The organism is Altererythrobacter sp. Root672 (assembly GCF_001427865.1).
Lineage (GTDB): Bacteria > Pseudomonadota > Alphaproteobacteria > Sphingomonadales > Sphingomonadaceae > Croceibacterium_A.
On sequence record NZ_LMHH01000001.1, the window covers coordinates 1803282 to 1821011 of the forward strand.

Here is a 17730-nt window from a genome sequence, read left to right on the forward strand (position 1 = left end):
AGTCGGTCAGCTATGTTGCCTCGCGACCTTCCGCTTGAGGTAGCAATGGGTGGAAAGCGGACATTTGTGCCAACACTCTTCGCCCTAACAGCGGAAACTCAGTTGCAGGCGATTTCGGTGGCGGAGACTGGCCGGCAGAAATCGCCCCAATCGCCGCTTTCGCGCCAAACTTTGACCAGCCCAATGTCAGTGACCAGCCGGGCGAACTCGGGGGATCGCCGAGCGCGAGCCATCAACGGGCTCCACATGGCAAGCGCCCCGTAACCGCCCGGCCGTTCGAATGCGATGCGCAGGAGATTGATTGCCAGCTGCGGATGTCCTGCATGGCTCGCGAAAAGCGCATCGTTCACCAGCTGGGCATGGCCGCTTTCGCCATAGCGGCTTGCGGCCCACCGCCTCAATTGCGCGGCGGACAGCGTCGGCAACTCCCTTTCGGCCATGAAGCTGCGGAATGCTGTAGCCCACCGGGGATCATGCTCCTCGGCGAAGCGGAGCGCTTCCGCTTCCTGCCCCAACGCAAGGCGGCACCAGAATACGATCTGGGTAATGCCCTGAGCAATACTGGCGTTGCTTGCGGTCAGGCGTTGGATCAGTTCCAAAGCCTCGTCGCACCGCCCCAGGCTTGCCAACGGCCAAGCCCTTACGGGATCTCGTTCGGTTATCGGGTCGATCATCTCCGTCGACTTGTACAGCGAGAGGGCCTTGTTGGAGCGACCCAGGAATAGCGCTGAGAAGGCCAGGTTGCCTCGCAGTTCGGGGTCTTTGCCGTCGTCGAGTTCCGCCGCTCGGCGGAAGCTACGTTCCGCAGAGGAATAGTCCCGCACCTGCAGGTAATAGTATTCGCGGGCGAGATGCCCGCTCGGCAGTTGCGGGTTGGCGGCGATCGCCCGAGCAGTGAGATCGTCAATCTTCGCCAGCAATGCGCCTGCCTGCGTCTTATTCGCCGTGTTCACCTGGATCCCAAGAACCGTTGCAAGTTGGGAATAGGCCTTGCCGTAATGCGGATCGAACGCGAGCGCTTGCTCGGCATAATCAACGGGCACACTCTGATCTGCGTCGAACATGTGAGCCCTGCTTTGCAGGTAAGCTGCAAAGGCCTCGGGATTGTTGGTGCCGCCATAGGTAGTCGAGTTTGTGCCAACATCGAGCGAAACGCTGAGCGCGTCGGCGACGCTGGCCGCGATCAGTTCCTGCACCTCGAACAGGTCGACCAGATTGCGGTTGAAGGTCTGCGACCAGACGACCTCGCCGCCCGGGCTGAGGAGGCGTGCGGCGACGCGTACGCGTTCGCCACTGGTGCGAATGGTACCATCCACCACATAGGCGTTCCTGAATTCGTTTCCAGGCACTGTGCCATCAGGTCCGGCGGTAGCAATCCGCAAGGCGGGCACGCGGCGCAGACGAACGATCAGTTCGTCGGTGATCCCGCTGGCCAACGCTACTTCGGTCGAATCTTCCCCGCCACTGGGTGCGAGCTCGCGGACGGCCACGGGAATGCGCTCGCCCGCACCGAGGTGCATAGCGGGATCGAACAGGCTCCACGCACCCACAAGCACTATCATCAGCGCCGCCAGCGCAATCGGGACTCGCCAAGATCGCCGGTTTGCCACTGAGAGCGCAAGTTGGCTCTTTGTCTTGATGGACCCGGCTGACGCTACGGCCGGCGAAAGCTCAGTTTGCGCACTGGCGTCAGTTCCGTACCGACCTTGGGCCCGGCCTTCGGTCTCGTCGCGCTCCATTTCAGCCGGATACGTGTTCCCGGTCCCGTCAATGTCTAGCTGGTAGCCGACCCCGCGGATCGTCCTCAGTCGGTCAGCTTCGGGACCTAGCGCTTTCCGCAAGGCCACGACATGCACATGCAGGGCGTTCTCTTCGACGACCACTCCCGGCCAAACGGCTTCGAGCAGCTCGTCCTTCGTGACGATTCTACCACGTGCCTCGGCAAGTACGGAGACGATGTCGAGCGCCCGTTTGCCGAGCGGCTCGCGGCGCCCGCCGACGAGAAGTTGCCGGCGCGGCTGAAGCGTTCGCGAACCGAGCCGAATCTCGTCCAAGTGCGCCCCCCGCTCCAGGTCTCGGGACACGAATACCACAGTGCTGCCGTCGAGATGAAGGGAAAGCCTTTTGCCAGTAACCCGGCCATTCTGCCGAGTTTTAAGGTTCGCAACAGGATTCACCAAATCTTCAGCGAAGTTTCACCGAACCACCAACGTGCCTGAATCCGGCTCGACCTACACCATCTGGGCCAACGGAGGCCGCCTCACGAGAGAGATGCTCCGGAGGAGATCCGGCGGATCTGCCCGCCATTGCTAATACTCGAGCAGAAGGATTGAACGTCATGCGCAAGGTTATCTTTATCGCTCTGGCCGCTCTCTCGCTGCCCATTTCCCTCACCCCAGTTTCGGCACAGTCGACTTCGGTAACCGTGCCGATCGCCGACCTCGACCTCTCCACTGAAGCCGGCAGGGCAACACTTGAGAGACGCATTCACGCCGCTAAGGCCCGCATCTGCGGCCACGTCGAGGTACGTCAGGTTCGCGAGGGGGCGGACAAGCAGCGGTGTTTGGAGGAAACTGAAGCCTCGGTTCGGGCCGAGATTGCCCGCCTCACCGCCAGCGATCCGACTCTCGCGCTTAACCGCTAGGCGCACCGGTCACTCACTGGGCGGCGGCGAGCGTCCTGCCGCCGCCCATTTCGCGGTGCGGCTCGTCAATCATACCGGCCGCCGGTGGTCGATGACTTCATTCGGATGAGGCTGCAGGGGCTTCAGAATGTCCGCAATGGGTCGCTAACCGACTGTCCGCAATCGGCTTCGAAGGGTGGACAACTGCCGTCGGCTCGCACGGTTTTGAGAGTCGCCTCATACGGCTCCGAAGTCGCCGAAGCGCCGCCACCGCAGCCAGATCGCCGCAACGAGCACGGTCGCGCCGCTGCCGCCCATCACGACGACTAGCGCCGTTGGTCCTTGAGGAGTTGGCACCAGTCCGCCCCCGATGAGAAACAGCCACGATGTCGCGCCGAAGATGGTGACGATAAGACCGGCCGCCCAGGCGTCGATGATCATGCAGCGCTCAACCTCGTCTGTCAGGCGCAGCACGAACCAAATCGTGACGAGCGTCAGCAGGGGGAGAAGAACCGCGCCAGCCACGGCTGCCTCCGGTGTAAAGTGCGGACCTCCGGCCGCAGGGTCGCGCGTGCCCATCATCAGGCCGACCACCAAGGCGGTTGCCACAAGGGCGTATATTCCCTGGTAGAGGCGCCATCGCTTATTCCGAATTTGCTGCGCGTGAAGGCCCGGTCCAACATCTTCAGCTATCCGTGGTTTCACCGTCATCGAAAATCTCCTCGATGGACTGCCCGAACAGCCGGGCAAACTTGAAGGCGAGCGGGAGCGAAGGGTCGTGCTTGCCGGATTCGATGGCGATGATGGCATGACGCGAAACGCCAACCCGGCCGCCAAGCTCCGCTTGGCTCCAGTCCCGCTCCGCTCGCATCACTTTCAATCGGTTTTTCACGACACTCAGCCTGTGCTATGTGGCCCTACCTAAAAGGTAGGTATACCTAACATGATCTAGAGTCAATAAGACTCTACATTTTGTTAGGTTAACCTAACAAACTTGGATGCTGCACGAGGTGACCGCCGAAACACCCATCGGGTCGGACAAACCCTTGCCGCCGGTACGTCCGCAATGGGTCGTTTGCAGACTGGCAGCTTTGGACGCATTGTAGCCATTGGCGGCCCGTCGGAAGTTCAACAGCTTCGCCCAGTCCAATCGGAGCCTTTCCAGAGGTACCGTGCCCTAGCTCTCGGTGAAACCTGCCTCCCAGAACGCATTCGCCACGGTTTCGCCCTAGGGGGTTCCACCAACAATCGACCCTAGCTCTGCGACCAGGGAATCGAATACCTCACGGTAGCGCTCGCTCGTGCGAAGATCTTCGTGCATTGCGATCCAAACCGGTAGATCGACGCCGAAGGTATCCGGAAGAAGCCGGCAAAGATTTGCGTCCCGCGCGGCTACCGCGACCTGGCAAACACCGATCCCAAACCCGGCCCGAATGGCAGCAAGCTGCGCCACGTCGCTATCAACGCGAAGCGCGAACAGGTGGCGTTCGAAGGCAGGAAAGCGGTTCACCAACGCTCGGATTGCGGGCGTCTCGATGTCAAAGCCGATCAAATCGTGTTGGGCCAGTTCCTCCATTGTAACAGGTGTGCGCCGTCGCTCGAGATAGTCGCGGTGGGCGTACAAACCCAAGGTCAGCGAACCCAACCGCTTGGTCACGAGTGCTTGCTGCACCGGCGCAGCCATCCGCACTGCTATGTCGGCGCGCCGTTGTAGCAGGTCGTCGACTGCATTCGAGACCACCAGTTCCAGCACCAACGCCGGATGGCGCTGACGCATGCGCATCAGGATCGGCGGGAGGTGCTCCACACTCACGACCTCGCTTGCGCTGATCCGGACGGTTCCGGCTATCGTGCCGGCTTGGCTGCCTGCGGCGCGGACTAGGGCCGATGAGGTCGATTCCATCAGCTCGGCGAACGGCATCAGGGCAAGCGCACGATCCGTTGGCGACAGTCCGCGCTGTGTGCGCACGAAAAGCTTCGCACCGATGGCCTGTTCCAGCGCGTCGACATGCCTTGCGACGGTCGGCTGCGTCAGTCCAAGAGTGCGCGCAGCTCCCGAAAGCGAGCCCTCGCGCAGCACCGTCAAGACTGTGCGGTACAAATCCCAACTTGGTTCGGAGTTCATCTATTTTCGTATAGCAGAGCCACGAAGATCGGCAATTATGTGCCCGCTGCAAACAAGGCATTTTGCTTCCATCGAAAAGGAGGAAGCGATGGAACGCAAGACTGCATTGGTACTCGGCGCCACTGGCGGCATCGGCGGCGAGGTCGCGCGAAAGTTGATCGCGCGGGGCTGGCGGGTCTTGGCCCTGCACCGAAATCCGGCCGCCGTGCCCCCGATCGGCGGGATAGCCTGGATCAAAGGCGACGCCATGAATCGGGGCGAAATTGTCTCCGCCGCCCAGGGCGTCGCGGTGATCGTGCATGCGGTAAATCCGCCCGGTTATCGCAACTGGCGCGAGTTGGTCCTGCCGATGCTCGACAACAGCATCGCGGCGGCGGGAGCGAGCGGGGCAAGGATCCTGTTACCCGGCACCGTCTACAACTATGGGCCGGATGTCTTCCCACTTATCAGCGAGGGAGCGGCGCAACATCCAGTCACGACCAAGGGCAAGATCAGGGCGGAGATGGAGCTAAGGCTGCAGGCATTCGCGGCATCGGGCGGAGGGACAGCGCTGATTGTTCGCGCTGGCGACTTCTTTGGACCGCGCGCGGCCAATAACTGGTTTAGCCAAGGCCTGTTGAAGCCAGGCGCGCCCCCGCAGTCGATCACTTATCCCGGGCAAACGGGCGTCGGTCATCAGTGGGCGTACATACCCGATGTCGCAGAGACGATGGTACAATTGCTCCAGTTGCCAGGGCTCGAACCTTTCGCGACCTATCACATGGAGGGGCATTGGGATGGAGACGGGGAACAGATGGTTCGAGCAATTCAGCGCGCCCTCGGCGAACCCCACCTTGGGGTGCGCTCGATGCCATGGTTGGCTATGCGGCTCGCCTCGCCCTTTGTCCCGCTACTGCGCGAACTGTGCGAGATGAAGTATCTGTGGGACGAGCCTGTTCGCCTGGTGAACGATCGCCTGTTGCGTACGATCGGCGCCGAACCAAACACACCACTGGACCAAGCTGTCCGCGAAACGCTCATGGGCATCGGCTGCATCTCCTCAGATAACCGAGCGTTTTGAGCGCCCCTTCGCATCTTGTGACGTCGTCGTTGTTGGTCTAGAATTATGCGGGCGAGGAAATGGCTTGAGGACGTCCGCGTTCCGCCGACCTTCTTCCTACAGAGTGCCAACTCTCCCGGATCTTGGCTCAAGCGATAGGGGACTGTCGGCTTCGACCCATTGCGCACATTAGCCATTCCCGAGGAAGAGTCGTATCCTCGCGCCAGCGGATAGCCTCATCACTTAAAACCGTTCGTAGTGGGTGTAGCAATATGGGTGTTCAGATAGTCGCCGGTTATTGGAACCTGGATCTCAAATCGCAGGAACTCCTACTTTGCCCTCAAAGCCGCCAAATGTTGGGATTGAAGGAAGACTCGCCAAAGAAGCTCGGAAAACACGATTGGCTTCCGCGTGTTCATCCCGACGACCTCCCGGTCATCGAGGGCGAGTTCGAAGCCGCGGGACGCCGGAACGAAATCTATGCTGCGCGATTCCGCGCCGTGTGGCCGGATGGATCTATCCGCCATATTCTCGGTGTTGGGCAAGCGGCGGGCACGGACAGAACCCGGTTCGTTGGAGTGAATTTCGACCTTGTGGCAACGGCCAGAAGCGCAGTTCTCGAGTCCTGCCTACCAAGCGGAACAATGCCGGCATTTGCGAAGGCCGAGCCCGTTGGGCAGAGAGCGGCGAACGAGAACGAGAACGAATTACGACAGCGGGCGCTTGCGACTATGACAATGCGTCAGCTCCGCAACGAATTGCTAAATCGCTCGACGTCCGGCGAGTTATCATTCGACATGCTCCTGGCACTTTACATGATCAAGGCCACCTCGGGCATCCTGAACAGGGGTCGTCAAGCTCACGCGGCACGCATGGACTCAGTTCACGAGGAGGTGGGGCAGCGGCTGGCCGCGATATCCTTTGCGCTCGGTGGGATAGAGGCAGGCGCCAAAGTTGCCGATTCCGTGACGGTCATCAGAATGGCCGTGGCCGAGGCGTGGCAGGAACTGAAATTGCATCGTCAAGAGGCTCGGCAGGAAGTCCTTCCATAACGTCCGCTTTCCACCCATTGCCGACGATCCTAGCCCATTGGCCTCGGCCGTTAGCTGACGTTCCGCTTTGCGGTTCCTCGCAGCCGCTGCTGAATGACCGACATGGGTGGAAAGCGGACATTGGCGGAACGACTGCCAACCGATTTATGTTGCCGAGGCAGGCCGGCTGAATTGCTCACGATAAGCTGCAGGCGACACGCCGAGCCGTCGGCTGAAAACCGCTCTCATCCTGTCGGCATCGCTGAAGCCACAGTCATAGGCGATCGACTTTAACGGGAGCTCGCCAGCTTCCAGAAGGTTTCGAGCCCCGTCGATCCGGGCGCGTTCGACGAACTCGCGCGGAGTGACGCCCGCCTCCTCGACGAAGTGCCGGCTGAAGCTGCGCACGCTCATTCCGATCACCGCCGCCAGCTCCTCAACAGACAGCGCGGAGCCGAGATTGTCGAAGACATGCGCGTGGACGCGAGAGACGAGCGAGCCTTCGCGGGGCGGCTCGGCAAGAAACGGGCTGAATTGCGACTGGCCGCCGCGCCGCTGGGTAACGACCACGAGATGCTTGGCGACCGCCAGCGCGACTTGTGGCCCGTGATGCTGAGCGACCAGAGCCAGCGCTAGGTCGATGCCCGCGGTGATCCCGGCCGAGGTCACTAGCCGACCGTCGCGCACGAAGATGCGGTCGGCATCGACCTTCGCGTGGGGAAAGGCGCTGGCGAGCGCGGTCGCGGCTCCCCAGTGCGTGGTGCAGGCGCGATGGTCGAGCAGTCGGGCATGGCCGAGAGCAAAGGCGCCCGCACAGACCGCCCCGTAGAGATCGGCACGCGCGGCAGCCGAGCATAGCCAGGCGAGCACCTCTTCGCTTGGCCGGACGCCGTTGTAGAGGCACTCGCCGCCCGCCACGAGCACAACCGTGAAACTGTCCCGGGCGTCGGCCAGACAGCGGTCAGGTACGATGCGAGTGCCGTTCGAGGTGCGGACGGGATCGAGCGTCTCGGCAACCAGCGCGATCTCATAGCGGTCCGCGGCCCCGATCTGTCGGCTGGCCTCTGCGAACACGTCGACCGGGCCGGCGACGTCGAGCGCCTGCACGCCTTCGTAAACAAGGATGGCGACGGTCCTGACCGGCATCGTCTTAGCCCAAATGCAGCGTTGCGGGCGGCTTTGGCCGGAAAGCGGGTGTCGTTGGCCGGAAACCGCCGGTCCTCCTTGTTGCAGCCAGCCGCGGCAAGCGCAACATACAGCGGCACGGGATGCCAGACGAATGGATCCCGCGAAAATCGAGAACCAGGCCTTCCGGCAGCGTCCGGCAACGATCTCGATTGATCGAACGCCTCGACTTGCCTGCGGGCCAAGCAACAAAGGAAGCGAACCATGAGCAACCACGTCACCACCCGCGACGGCACGCGGATCCACTACAAGGACTGGGGCTCAGGGCAGCCAATCGTGCTTAGCCACGGCTGGCCGCTCAATGCCGACAGCTGGGAATCGCAGGCGCTCCACCTTGCCGCCAACGGCTTTCGCGTAATCGCACACGACCGCCGCGGCCATGGTCGTTCAAGCCAGCCCTGGCACGGCAATGACATGGACACCTATGCCGACGACCTCGCGGAGGTGATTGAGGCGCTAGGCCTTCAGGACATTATCCTCGTCGGCTTCTCGACCGGTGGCGGCGAAGTCGCCCGCTACGTCGGACGCCACGGCACCGGCAGAGTCGCCAAGATCGGCCTGATCTCGGCCGTGCCGCCGGTGATGGTGAAGAAGGAGAGCAATCCGGGTGGCCTGCCGATTGAGGTGTTTGACGGCTTGCGCGCGTCTTCTCTGAAAGATCGCTCGCAGCTCTACAAGGATCTGGCTTCGGGCCCATTCTTCGGCTTCAACCGCCCGGGCGCCACTACCGGCCAAGGCATGATCGACAGCTTCTGGCTGCAGGGCATGACTGCGGGACACAAGAACGCGTACGACTGCATCAAGGCCTTTTCGGAAACTGACTTTAGCGAAGACCTTGGAAAGTTCGACCGCCCGACTCTGATCGTGCACGGCGACGACGACCAGATTGTGCCGATCGGCGCTTCCGCACACGCCGCGGCGAAGCTGGTGCCGCATGCAATGCTCAAAGTCTATCCGGGCGCCCCGCACGGCCTCGCCGATACGCACAAAGATCAACTCAACCTGGATCTGCTCGCGTTTGCGCGCAGCTGACCCCCGGCGGTCTGCGCGCTCCGCGCCAGCCGTTCCGTTACAGGAGACAAGCCATGACCACCTTTCCCGCCCACGCGCATTCGCACGACCACGGCAACTCCGTGTTTTCGAAGCGTCCGATCTTGACCGGCATCGCTGTCGGCGTTGGTTCGCTGCTACCGCACGTCTTCCTTCCGCCCGAGGCTTCGCTCGGGTTCGCGGCGGTGCTTATCGGCCTGATCGCCGGCGTCTATTTCGGCTTTGCCGTGGTCAACGGATCGCCCCGAGACCAGTTCGTCGAGTTCAACGTCACCGGTGTGTTCACCGTCACCGCCCTGCTCGGCCTGCTGTTGTGGCCAATCTTGCTGCCGCTCGCCTATTTCGGCCATGCGCTGTGGGACCTCGCACACCACAACCGTTCGAGGCTTTCGCTGGTCGCGATTCCGCAATGGTACGTGCCTTGGTGCATCGTGATCGACGTCATTGTCGGCGCCGGCTTGCTCTTCATCTGGAACTTGGACGGCTTGATCTGAGCCATTCCCCCTCCGCTCGCGGATCGACTGCGGGCGCATTTTCCCTAGGAGACAGACATGACAAAGCTTTACCCAAACGACGTTCCTTCAATTGAGCCATCCGGCAAAACGAAGGGTAAGAAGCCCCTTCGCATCCGGTACCGCGGCAATTGGGCCCTGGTTACCGGAGCATCATCCGGCCTCGGCCGCGGGATCGCCCGGCGCCTGGCCGAGCGCGGAATGTCTGTGGTGCTGACCGGCCGAAATGCAGCGCGCTTGGACGAAACTGCACGGCAAATCCGTACCATCGTTCCCGGCGCCGAGCTGGAGACCGTGGTCGCCGATCTGTCGACGAAACTCGGTGTCGCGGCGCTGCTCGCGCATATCGGCGAACGGCCGGTCGAAGTGCTCGTAAATAACGCCGGCTTTGGAACTTATGGCGCCTTCGCCGGGGCTGATGCCGTCCGTGAGGACGAGGAGATAGCGGTCGACGTCGCAGCTGTCGTCACCCTGGCTCGCGCCTTCCTTCCCGGCATGATCGTCAGAGGGAGTGGTGGCATCCTCAACGTTGCCTCCACAATCGCTTTCCAGCCCGCGCCCTCTCAGGCGGTTTACGGCGCGAGCAAGGCTTTCGTGCTGTCGTTCAGCCAGGCCCTGTGGGGCGAGGCTCGGGCGGCCGGCGTGGCTGTGACTGCGCTGTGCCCCGGGCCGACCCGTACCGGGTTCGTCGACGCCCTGGGCGCCGACGTCGGACACACGGCGATCTATCGGCGACTGGCCGAGCCTGAACCGGTCATCGACGCCGGGTTACGGGCTCTCGACAAGGGCCGCGCTGTGGTAGTTCCCGGCTTCCGCAACAAGCTGCTCGCAGCCGGCGGTCGGTTCATGCCGCGAGAATGGCTCACGCTGTTCACCGCGAGCATGCTCCGTGCCGATGGAGCGAAACCGAGGCCCTCGATCGTGGTCGACAACAAGGCCACCATTCCCGCTCCTGTAGGCGCGGTGTGGAACCTCTTGACTGATGTCGAGCGTTGGCCATCCTGGTATCAGGCCTGCCGCTGGGTCCGGCCAGAAGCGGGCAAAGGGGAGGGCGTGGGCGCGTCGTTCAGCTGGAAGGCGCACCCGGTCGAGCTCGAGAGCAAGGTCGTGGCCGCCGAACGCCATCGGCGTTTCGCCTTCACCGCGAGCGGCGTTGGTGTACAGGCCGCGCGCGCTTTTACCCTGGAGGTTTCACCTGACGGTTTGGGCACCGTGGTTACCAGCCACGAAACGCAGACGGGGTGGCTGCCGTGGTTGGGCCGGCTGGTCCTCGGACCACGGCTCTACGCCGCAAACCAGCGGTTCTTCGGCGATCTGGCAGCAGCAGCTTCGGCAGCGGTTAGATCGCCAGCAATACAGCCAGCGCTTGCTTGACGCCCGAACGTACCAACCGACCGTCCGGCCCTGACCGATTGTCATGGCCGGACGGCACTAGGTCGAACGTCGAGGATGGGTGGAAAGCGGTTGTCAGAATGCAGACGCGGCAGTCCCTCAAACCTCGCGCGACGAAAGACGAGTGGAATCCAAACCATCTGGGCAAGGCTCCTATTTTTGACATAATGTTAGATTTAATTTACATTGAGTCGGTATTAGGCCACATTCGGTTGAATATAGCTGACAAGGAACCAGCCATGATGACCACAGCGCCGGACGACAAATGCGGCTCCAGCCTGCCCTTACATGAGAAACGCGCGTGGCTGGCCCTGACCTCCAGCGTGGTCGTCTACGGATCCTATTTCACCATCATCGCACAGCTACCACCGAGCGAGCAGGATACCCTCTACATGCTGGTGCTGTTCGCGGTCGCGACCGTCAGTCACGGGCTGATCATGGCGGTGGGCACGGCTTTGCTCACGCTGCGCAATCGAGCCGAGGCAAAGGAGCGCCCGGACGAGCGCGACCGCGCGCTCTCCCGTGGCGCGGCGACGGTCGCCTATTTCGTGCTGATGGCCGAGATGATTGTTGTTGGCGTCGTCATGCCCTTCAATTCAAGCGGTTGGAGGATCACGACGGCGGCGCTGTTGGCGCTGGTCGTTTCCGAGATCGTCCGCCACGCCGTGACCATCGCGAATTACCGTCGCGGCTGGCATGGCTGATCGCCTGATAAATTCGATCAGGACCCTGCGGTTTCTGAATGGCGAGATGACCCAAGCGGAACTCGGGGCGCGTGTTGGCGTGACACGGCAGACAGTCGCCGCCATCGAGCAGGGTAAGTACTCGCCCAGTCTCGAAACCGGCGTGCGTATTGCCCAGGTCTTCGGCAAGCCCGTGGAAGAGGTATTTCGCTGGGAAACGGAGCGCTGACCTAATGCCTCCAAGAGGGCGCTAGATCTGGACAGCGTGATTCAATCGTCCTCGGCGCTGACTATGAGCTTCCGGGGGCCACTCTTGATGTCCGCAATGGGCGGTTAACCGCCATTCAAGTCTTCACGGCACCGGGAAGAAGGGCGGCTCCCCCTCGTCGACCAAGAGCACGATGTAGGTGCGCAACATCTCGGTGGAGCTGTGGTTGCGCAGCTCATGCATGAAGCTGCCGCCCTTCACGTCCGGCGTAGCTATCATGGTCATGCTGGTCTTGAGCTCCAAAGGGTTCCGCCCGTCTTGGAGAACCAGTGCATGCCCAGACACCACGTGGATTACTTCGGTCCCCGGATGGCGGTGCTTCCCAGACGTCGCGCCAGGAGCAAATACCCCGTTAAACGTGACAGCCTCTGTCCCCGGAAACTCTCCCAGAGCCTCGCGAAGTATGTTCTCCTGTGTGAGACCAGGTGAAGGGGAAGGCCGCTGCGCGAGCAAGGCTGTGCCCATTCCGCTGGCGACGATGCCTACCAGGACAAGTGTCCTTCGTAGTCAAAAAGCCGATTGCATGACGCCCATGAGGAGGCTCCGCAGTTCGACCCATTGCGGATGTCTCACAAGAGCCGCGTGACCGCAATGGGTCGAAAGCAGACGGTCCCCAAACGGTTGAGCCACGATTACCGGGAGTTGGCGCTCCGAATGACCGAGATGGGTGGAAAGCCGACATTCGCTAATCGTTGTCCCGGCGATTCTCGCCTTTCAACGCCTTGGCCTTCTCAAGCTCTCGTAAGATAAATCCCAGCAGCAATATTCCCGCTAGGTAAACCAGGAATTTTCCGACGTTCGGACCGGCCGTCAGCGCAGCTTCGACGTCACCACGCAACCAAACGGAGTGCCGGGCGTATCAGGGGCCTAGGAGTTGGCATGCGAGATACCAAGGCCTCCGGCTTCATCCGCCTTCGCGGCGCACGCGAGCACAATCTCAAGAACGTCGATGTGGACATACCGCGCGACGCGCTCGTCGCGTTCACCGGAGTGTCGGGATCGGGCAAGTCGTCGCTCGCTTTCTCCACCCTCTATGCCGAGGCCCAGCGTCGCTATCTGGAATCGGTCTCGCCTTACGCGCGCCGTCTCTTCCATCAGATGGAAGTGCCCGAGGTTGACGAGATAGAGGGCCTGCCGCCGGCGGTCGCGCTTCAGCAGCAGCGTGGATCGCCGACGACGCGATCATCGGTCGGCAGCGTCACCACCCTCTCCAACCTGCTGCGGATGCTCTATTCGCGCGCGGGTACCTATCCGCCGGGACAGCCGCATCTCGAAGCGGAATCCTTCTCCCCCAACACGCCCGAGGGCGCTTGTCCGCGCTGCCACGGCCTTGGTCGGATCCACGAGGTCACCGAAGCCTCGATGGTGCCCGATCCTTCGAAAACGATCCGGGATCGCGCGGTCGCCGCCTGGCCCATGGCATGGGGCGGCCAGAACCTGCGCGACATCCTGATCAGCCTTGGTATCGACGTCGACACACCGTGGCGGGACCTGCCGAAAAAGGTCCGCAACTGGATCCTGTTCACCGAGGAACAACCCCAGGTCCCGGTCTACCCCGGCTGGAGCCACGACGAGATTGAGCGGGCGATCCGCCGCAAGGTCGAGCCGGCTTACATGGGGACCTTCTCGAGCGCGAAGCGTCACGTCACCCACAGCTACGCAACCACGCAGAGCGCGATGATGAAGAAGCGCGCCGCGCGCTTCATGATCGCCCGGCCCTGCCCGGTTTGCGAGGGCAAGAGGCTGCGCCGCGAATCCTTGTCGGTCCGCTTCGAGGGCCTCGACCTCGCGGAGATGAGCCGTCTGCCCATGGCCCGCTTCTCGAAGATCTTCGCGCCTTATGCCCAGGCGAAAGCCGGCAAGCTCAAGGCGCTGCGCAAGACCCACCCTGAAAAGGCCCTGGTGGTCGAGCGCATCGCGGGCGATCTGTGCCGCAGGCTCTCGGTGCTGCTCGACCTTGGCCTGGGCTATTTGACGCTGGAACGCAGCACCCCGACCCTCTCGCCGGGCGAGTTGCAGCGGCTGCGGCTCGCCACCCAGGTCGTCTCCAACCTGTTCGGGGTTGTCTATGTGATGGACGAGCCGTCGGCCGGGCTCCATCCCGCCGACACCGAGGCGCTGCTCCGCGCGCTCGACGGCCTGAAGGCGGTCGGCAATTCGCTGTTCGTCGTCGAGCATGAGATGGACGTTGTCCGTCGCGCCGACTGGATCGTCGACGTGGGGCCGGCCGCCGGCGAACAGGGCGGCGAGATCCTCTACAGCGGACCGATCGAAGGCCTGCGCAAGGTCGCCGCATCGGAAACAAGGCGCCACCTGTTCGACGAGGCCGGCGGCACGCCGAGCCGGCGGCGTGAGCCCGCGGGCTGGTTGCGCCTGGAGGGCGTCTCGCGCAACAATTTGAAGGCTCTCGATTGCGCGATCCCGCTCGGCGTGATGACCACGGTCACCGGAATCTCCGGCTCGGGGAAATCGAGCCTCGTCAGTCAGGCGCTGGTCGAACTGGTCGCCGGGGCGCTCGGCGCCCCGGTCGAGGCCGAAGACGAGACGGATGCCGAAGCCGCGCTCGAGGATCGTCCCGCCGCCCCCACCGAAGGCCGCATCGTCGGCGGGTTAAAGGGGATCAGGCGGCTGATCGAGGTCGATCAGAAGCCGATCGGCCGCACCCCGCGCTCCAACCTCGCCACGTATACGGGGCTGTTCGACCATGTCCGCGCCCTGTTCGCGGCGACCCCCGAAGCCCGAAAGCGCCGCTACGATGCCGGGCGCTTCTCGTTCAACGTCGCCAAGGGCCGCTGCCCGCGCTGCGAGGGGGAAGGCTTCGTCATGGTCGAACTGCTCTTCCTGCCGAGCGTCTACGCGCCCTGCCCCACGTGTCACGGCACGCGCTACAACCCCCAGACGCTCGAGATCCGCTATCGCGGCAAGACCGTCGCCGAGGTGCTCGCGCTAACCGTCGAGGGGGCCTGGGATTTCTTCGCCGACGCGCCCAACGTCTGCCGGTCGCTCAAAGTGCTGCGCGAGGTCGGTCTCAACTATCTTCGCCTGGGTCAGCCTGCGACCGAGTTTTCGGGCGGCGAAGCGCAGCGCGTCAAGCTCGCCACCGAGTTGCAACGCTCCCGGCGGGGCGGCGCGCTCTATGTGCTCGACGAACCGACCACCGGCCTTCACCCGACCGATGTCGAGCGCCTGCTGGGCCAGCTCCAGGCGCTGGTCGACGGCGGCGACAGCGTGGTCCTCGTCGATCACGACATGAAAGTGGCGGCGGCGAGCGACTGGGTGGTCGACATCGGCCCGGGCGCCGGCGACGAGGGCGGACGAATTGTCGTCGCTGGGCCGCCGGCGAAAGTGGCGTCTTCGACGAACGGCTTTACCGCCCCCTACCTCCGGCGCGCCCTGCGCGAAGAGCCGGTCGCCACGGCGGCCTGATCGCGCTTTCGGCTGCCGGGTCGATCGCGCCTGGGGACTGCCTCTTGCGATCGCAGCATCGAGCGTGGCCAGCCGGATCAGATCAGGTCAATGACATCCTGGATGGAGTCGAGGATCCTGCTCGGACGATAGGGAAAGCGATCGACGTCGCCGGCCTTGGTCGAGCCGGTCAGCACCAGGATGGTTTCCAGTCCGGCTTCGATCCCGGCGACGACGTCGGTATCCATCCGGTCGCCCACCATGGCCGTGCTTTCCGACCGCGCTCCGATCCGGTTCATGGCGCTGCGGAACATCATCGGGTTGGGTTTCCCCACGAAATAGGGCTCGGCACCGGTCGCCTTGGTGATGAGCGCCGCGACCGAGCCCGTGGCCGGTAGCGAGCCTTCGGGCGAGGGCGAAGTGACATCAGGGTTGGTGGCGATGAAACGGGCGCCGGCCTCGATCAGCCTGACCGCCTGGGTCACCTTCACAAATGACAGGCTGCGACTTTCACCCACGACGACATAGTCGGGATCGCTGTCAGTCAGGGTGTAGCCCGCTTCGTGCAGGGCGGTGGTCAGTCCGGACTCGCCGATGACGAAGGCTGTTCCTCCCGGACTTTGCGATCGCAGGAAATCGGCGGTTGCGAGTGCCGAGGTCCAGATCGCCTCCTCGGGAACCGTAAGGCCCGATCTCGCCAGTCGAGCCGCCAGATCCCTTGGCGTGAACACCGAGTTGTTCGTCAGGACCAGGAAGGGCCGTCCGCGTTCCCTCAGCCTTCCGATAAATTCAAGGGCTCCAGGCAGAGGCTGGCCTTCGTGGACCAGGACGCCATCCATGTCGGTCAGCCAGCACTCGGGCGGTTTCCGGTCGTTCGCCATAAGCTTGCTTGCCGTGTTGCTGGTCCAGAGTCGATAGGCACGCGGCGCTGCCGGCGTGAGGCCCAGCAAAGGCCGCGCGGCTATTCTTGCAACTTCTCCTCCTCGCTCGGTTCCTCGCCAGGCTTGTAGCGAGGCTTGGGCTGAGGAAGCAGGAAGAAGGCGACGCACAGGAGCGCCACGGCCACGCCGAAGCGCGGCGCAAGGAGTTCGACCGGAATGGCGGCGAGCTGGACCAGGGCCGCGATGCCGTAACGGCGGGTCATCTGGCGCAGGAAGTCGGGTGCAAGACGTTCGTCCATGACCCGCTGGCCGGACAGGCCGTAGAACCACTTGGCCATCCAGGTGCAGGCGAGCAGCGCGAGGCCGACCACCAGCGTCAGCGCGCCGGTCGGCTCGAAGCGCGTACCCAAGTGGAAGAGCCAGGCACGGATCGGATAGGGAATGACCACAATGGCCAGCAGGAACAGGAGGTTGATCGCGCCGAACCAGTGATCGCTCTTTCGGTAGATGCGACCCGAGTAGTGGTGCTGCAGCCAGTAGGCGCCGATCACGACGTAGCAAAGGATCAGCGCCAGATGTTCGCGCCATTGCTCGGCCATGGCCTTGGCCAGGTCACTGTAGCCATGCGGCCCATCGAGAGATCCAGGGACCTTGATCTCAACGATCAGCAAGGTCAGCGCGATCGCGAATACCGCGTCGCTGAACCCCTCGAAGCGGCTGAGGCCGCGCTCGGCCCCGGATGTCTGCGATCGGGCCATAGGGTTCAGCCTGCTTTCGGGAGGTGATGGTCCAACGACTGCCTCGATCGCCGGGTTCCCCGTGTTCGGAGCATTTGCACGCCGCTTGACGGTAGCCGCTGTCAGGGAGGTCACGGCCACTTTTCAATGATCGCAAAATGGACTGGCACCTTCTGGCCGAAAGCGGACCGTCTGCTTTCGGCGCGGGACGAACGTAAAGCCGACTCTCAGCTGCCGCGGTCTTCCTCAGGACTCACGAAAACGATGCCGAAGCTGGCCGAGAGCCGATCGCAGACGACTGCCGTCCTTCTCTAATGCTGCCAGAATCGCAGCGGCCTCTGCCTGCTCCGTGACGAACAAGTCCCTAGACGCTCGGCCTGTCCGAAGCGCGAGCACACGCGCGACGAGGTGCCACTGGCCTCGATGATCGAGCGTCACGTTAAATACACCGTGCGAGATCTGGGTCCGGAAAGCATCGTGTTTCCGGAAGCCGGCCAGTGTCTCCACTGCGGCCTTGCCCTCGTCTGCAAAGGCGCCGCCGGCGCCGATGGCATTCGAAAGGGCATCGTAGCGCTGACCGACCAGGTGTGGGAGCTTTAGTGAGGCCCCGCGCCCATCGACCGCCGCCAGCACAAGCAGGGTTTCGGTAACGGCGGCCTCGCTCCGAGCGAACACGTCGAGACAACGTCCCCGCCATGCAGCGGCAGCGTCCCTGGCCGCCTCGAAAGGTACACGCGGCAATGCCGTCTCGATCGTAGAAATCGCGTTCATCGTGCCTCGCTAGGCGCGACCGCCTTTA

18 protein-coding genes are annotated in these 17730 nt (G+C 63.1%); 9 read left to right on the forward strand and 9 right to left on the reverse strand.

Going from position 1 to position 17730, the window contains the following annotated elements:
• Positions 1-98: 98 nt before the first annotated feature.
• Entirely contained in the window at positions 99-2084 is a 1986-nt protein-coding gene (locus ASD76_RS08680; protein ID WP_235506589.1) for a winged helix-turn-helix domain-containing tetratricopeptide repeat protein, read from the reverse strand.
• Positions 2085-2338: 254 nt separating this feature from the next.
• Between ASD76_RS08680 and ASD76_RS08690 the strand changes: the two genes are divergently transcribed.
• Positions 2339-2644, forward strand: a complete 306-nt coding sequence (locus tag ASD76_RS08690) for a UrcA family protein (RefSeq protein WP_055921268.1) — start codon at positions 2339-2341, stop codon at positions 2642-2644.
• A gap of 216 nt (positions 2645-2860) precedes the next feature.
• Here the strand turns inward: ASD76_RS08690 and ASD76_RS08695 are convergent, their stop codons facing one another.
• The 3 genes from ASD76_RS08695 to ASD76_RS08705 all read right to left on the reverse strand — a co-directional run bounded on the left by ASD76_RS08695 (position 2861) and on the right by ASD76_RS08705 (position 4748).
• Positions 2861-3232: a hypothetical protein gene (locus ASD76_RS08695; RefSeq protein ID WP_156457605.1), complete on the reverse strand. Its 372-nt coding sequence runs from the start codon at positions 3230-3232 to the stop codon at positions 2861-2863.
• A gap of 76 nt (positions 3233-3308) precedes the next feature.
• Complete coding sequence (locus ASD76_RS08700) at positions 3309-3515, reverse strand: helix-turn-helix transcriptional regulator (RefSeq protein WP_055921274.1); 207 nt, start codon at positions 3513-3515, stop codon at positions 3309-3311.
• Between the two features lie 336 nt (positions 3516-3851).
• Positions 3852-4748, reverse strand: coding sequence for a LysR family transcriptional regulator (locus tag ASD76_RS08705; protein ID WP_055921278.1), 897 nt, complete (start codon positions 4746-4748; stop codon positions 3852-3854).
• An 88-nt stretch (positions 4749-4836) separates the two neighbouring features.
• On the opposite strand from ASD76_RS08705, the gene ASD76_RS08710 reads away from it, so the two are divergent.
• Together ASD76_RS08710 and ASD76_RS08715 are read left to right on the forward strand one after the other, a co-directional pair.
• Positions 4837-5808, forward strand: coding sequence for an NAD-dependent epimerase/dehydratase family protein (locus tag ASD76_RS08710; protein WP_055923088.1), 972 nt, complete (start codon positions 4837-4839; stop codon positions 5806-5808).
• 251 nt (positions 5809-6059) lie between these two features.
• Positions 6060-6839, forward strand: a complete 780-nt coding sequence (locus ASD76_RS08715) for a PAS domain-containing protein (protein WP_082553697.1) — start codon at positions 6060-6062, stop codon at positions 6837-6839.
• A gap of 144 nt (positions 6840-6983) precedes the next feature.
• Here the strand turns inward: ASD76_RS08715 and ASD76_RS08720 are convergent, their stop codons facing one another.
• Positions 6984-7964 (reverse strand): GlxA family transcriptional regulator, encoded by a 981-nt coding sequence (locus ASD76_RS08720; protein WP_055921285.1) that lies wholly within the window; start codon positions 7962-7964, stop codon positions 6984-6986.
• Positions 7965-8207: 243 nt separating this feature from the next.
• Here ASD76_RS08720 and ASD76_RS08725 point away from each other — a divergent pair, with 243 nt between their 5' ends.
• The 5 genes from ASD76_RS08725 (at position 8208) to ASD76_RS08745 (ending at position 11869) form a co-directional block, all read left to right on the forward strand.
• Positions 8208-9035 carry an alpha/beta fold hydrolase gene (locus ASD76_RS08725; protein ID WP_055921288.1) on the forward strand — a complete coding sequence of 276 codons (828 nt, stop codon included), beginning with the start codon at positions 8208-8210 and terminating at the stop codon, positions 9033-9035.
• 53 nt (positions 9036-9088) lie between these two features.
• Complete coding sequence (locus ASD76_RS08730) at positions 9089-9547, forward strand: DUF6010 family protein (RefSeq protein ID WP_055921291.1); 459 nt, start codon at positions 9089-9091, stop codon at positions 9545-9547.
• 57 nt (positions 9548-9604) lie between these two features.
• On the forward strand, positions 9605-10939 hold the full coding sequence (locus tag ASD76_RS08735; RefSeq protein WP_055921294.1) for an SDR family NAD(P)-dependent oxidoreductase: 1335 nt from the start codon (positions 9605-9607) through the stop codon (positions 10937-10939).
• A gap of 257 nt (positions 10940-11196) precedes the next feature.
• Positions 11197-11661 (forward strand): hypothetical protein, encoded by a 465-nt coding sequence (locus tag ASD76_RS08740; RefSeq protein ID WP_200943060.1) that lies wholly within the window; start codon positions 11197-11199, stop codon positions 11659-11661.
• Entirely contained in the window at positions 11654-11869 is a 216-nt protein-coding gene (locus ASD76_RS08745; RefSeq protein WP_055921295.1) for a helix-turn-helix transcriptional regulator, read from the forward strand. Before ASD76_RS08740 ends, ASD76_RS08745 begins: the two co-directional genes overlap by 8 nt.
• Positions 11870-11992: 123 nt before the next feature.
• Here the strand turns inward: ASD76_RS08745 and ASD76_RS08750 are convergent, their stop codons facing one another.
• Positions 11993-12373, reverse strand: coding sequence for a cupin domain-containing protein (locus ASD76_RS08750; protein ID WP_055921296.1), 381 nt, complete (start codon positions 12371-12373; stop codon positions 11993-11995).
• Between the two features lie 414 nt (positions 12374-12787).
• Between ASD76_RS08750 and ASD76_RS08755 the strand changes: the two genes are divergently transcribed.
• Entirely contained in the window at positions 12788-15334 is a 2547-nt protein-coding gene (locus ASD76_RS08755) for an excinuclease ABC subunit UvrA (RefSeq protein WP_055921299.1), read from the forward strand.
• Positions 15335-15411: 77 nt separating this feature from the next.
• Here the strand turns inward: ASD76_RS08755 and ASD76_RS08760 are convergent, their stop codons facing one another.
• The 3 genes from ASD76_RS08760 to ASD76_RS08770 form a co-directional block, all read right to left on the reverse strand.
• Positions 15412-16194 (reverse strand): HAD-IIA family hydrolase, encoded by a 783-nt coding sequence (locus tag ASD76_RS08760; RefSeq protein WP_055923092.1) that lies wholly within the window; start codon positions 16192-16194, stop codon positions 15412-15414.
• An 80-nt stretch (positions 16195-16274) separates the two neighbouring features.
• Positions 16275-16952: a TMEM175 family protein gene (locus tag ASD76_RS08765; RefSeq protein WP_055921302.1), complete on the reverse strand. Its 678-nt coding sequence runs from the start codon at positions 16950-16952 to the stop codon at positions 16275-16277.
• Between the two features lie 225 nt (positions 16953-17177).
• On the reverse strand, positions 17178-17702 hold the full coding sequence (locus ASD76_RS08770; protein WP_055921305.1) for a hypothetical protein: 525 nt from the start codon (positions 17700-17702) through the stop codon (positions 17178-17180).
• Between the last annotated feature and the right edge of the window lie 28 nt (positions 17703-17730).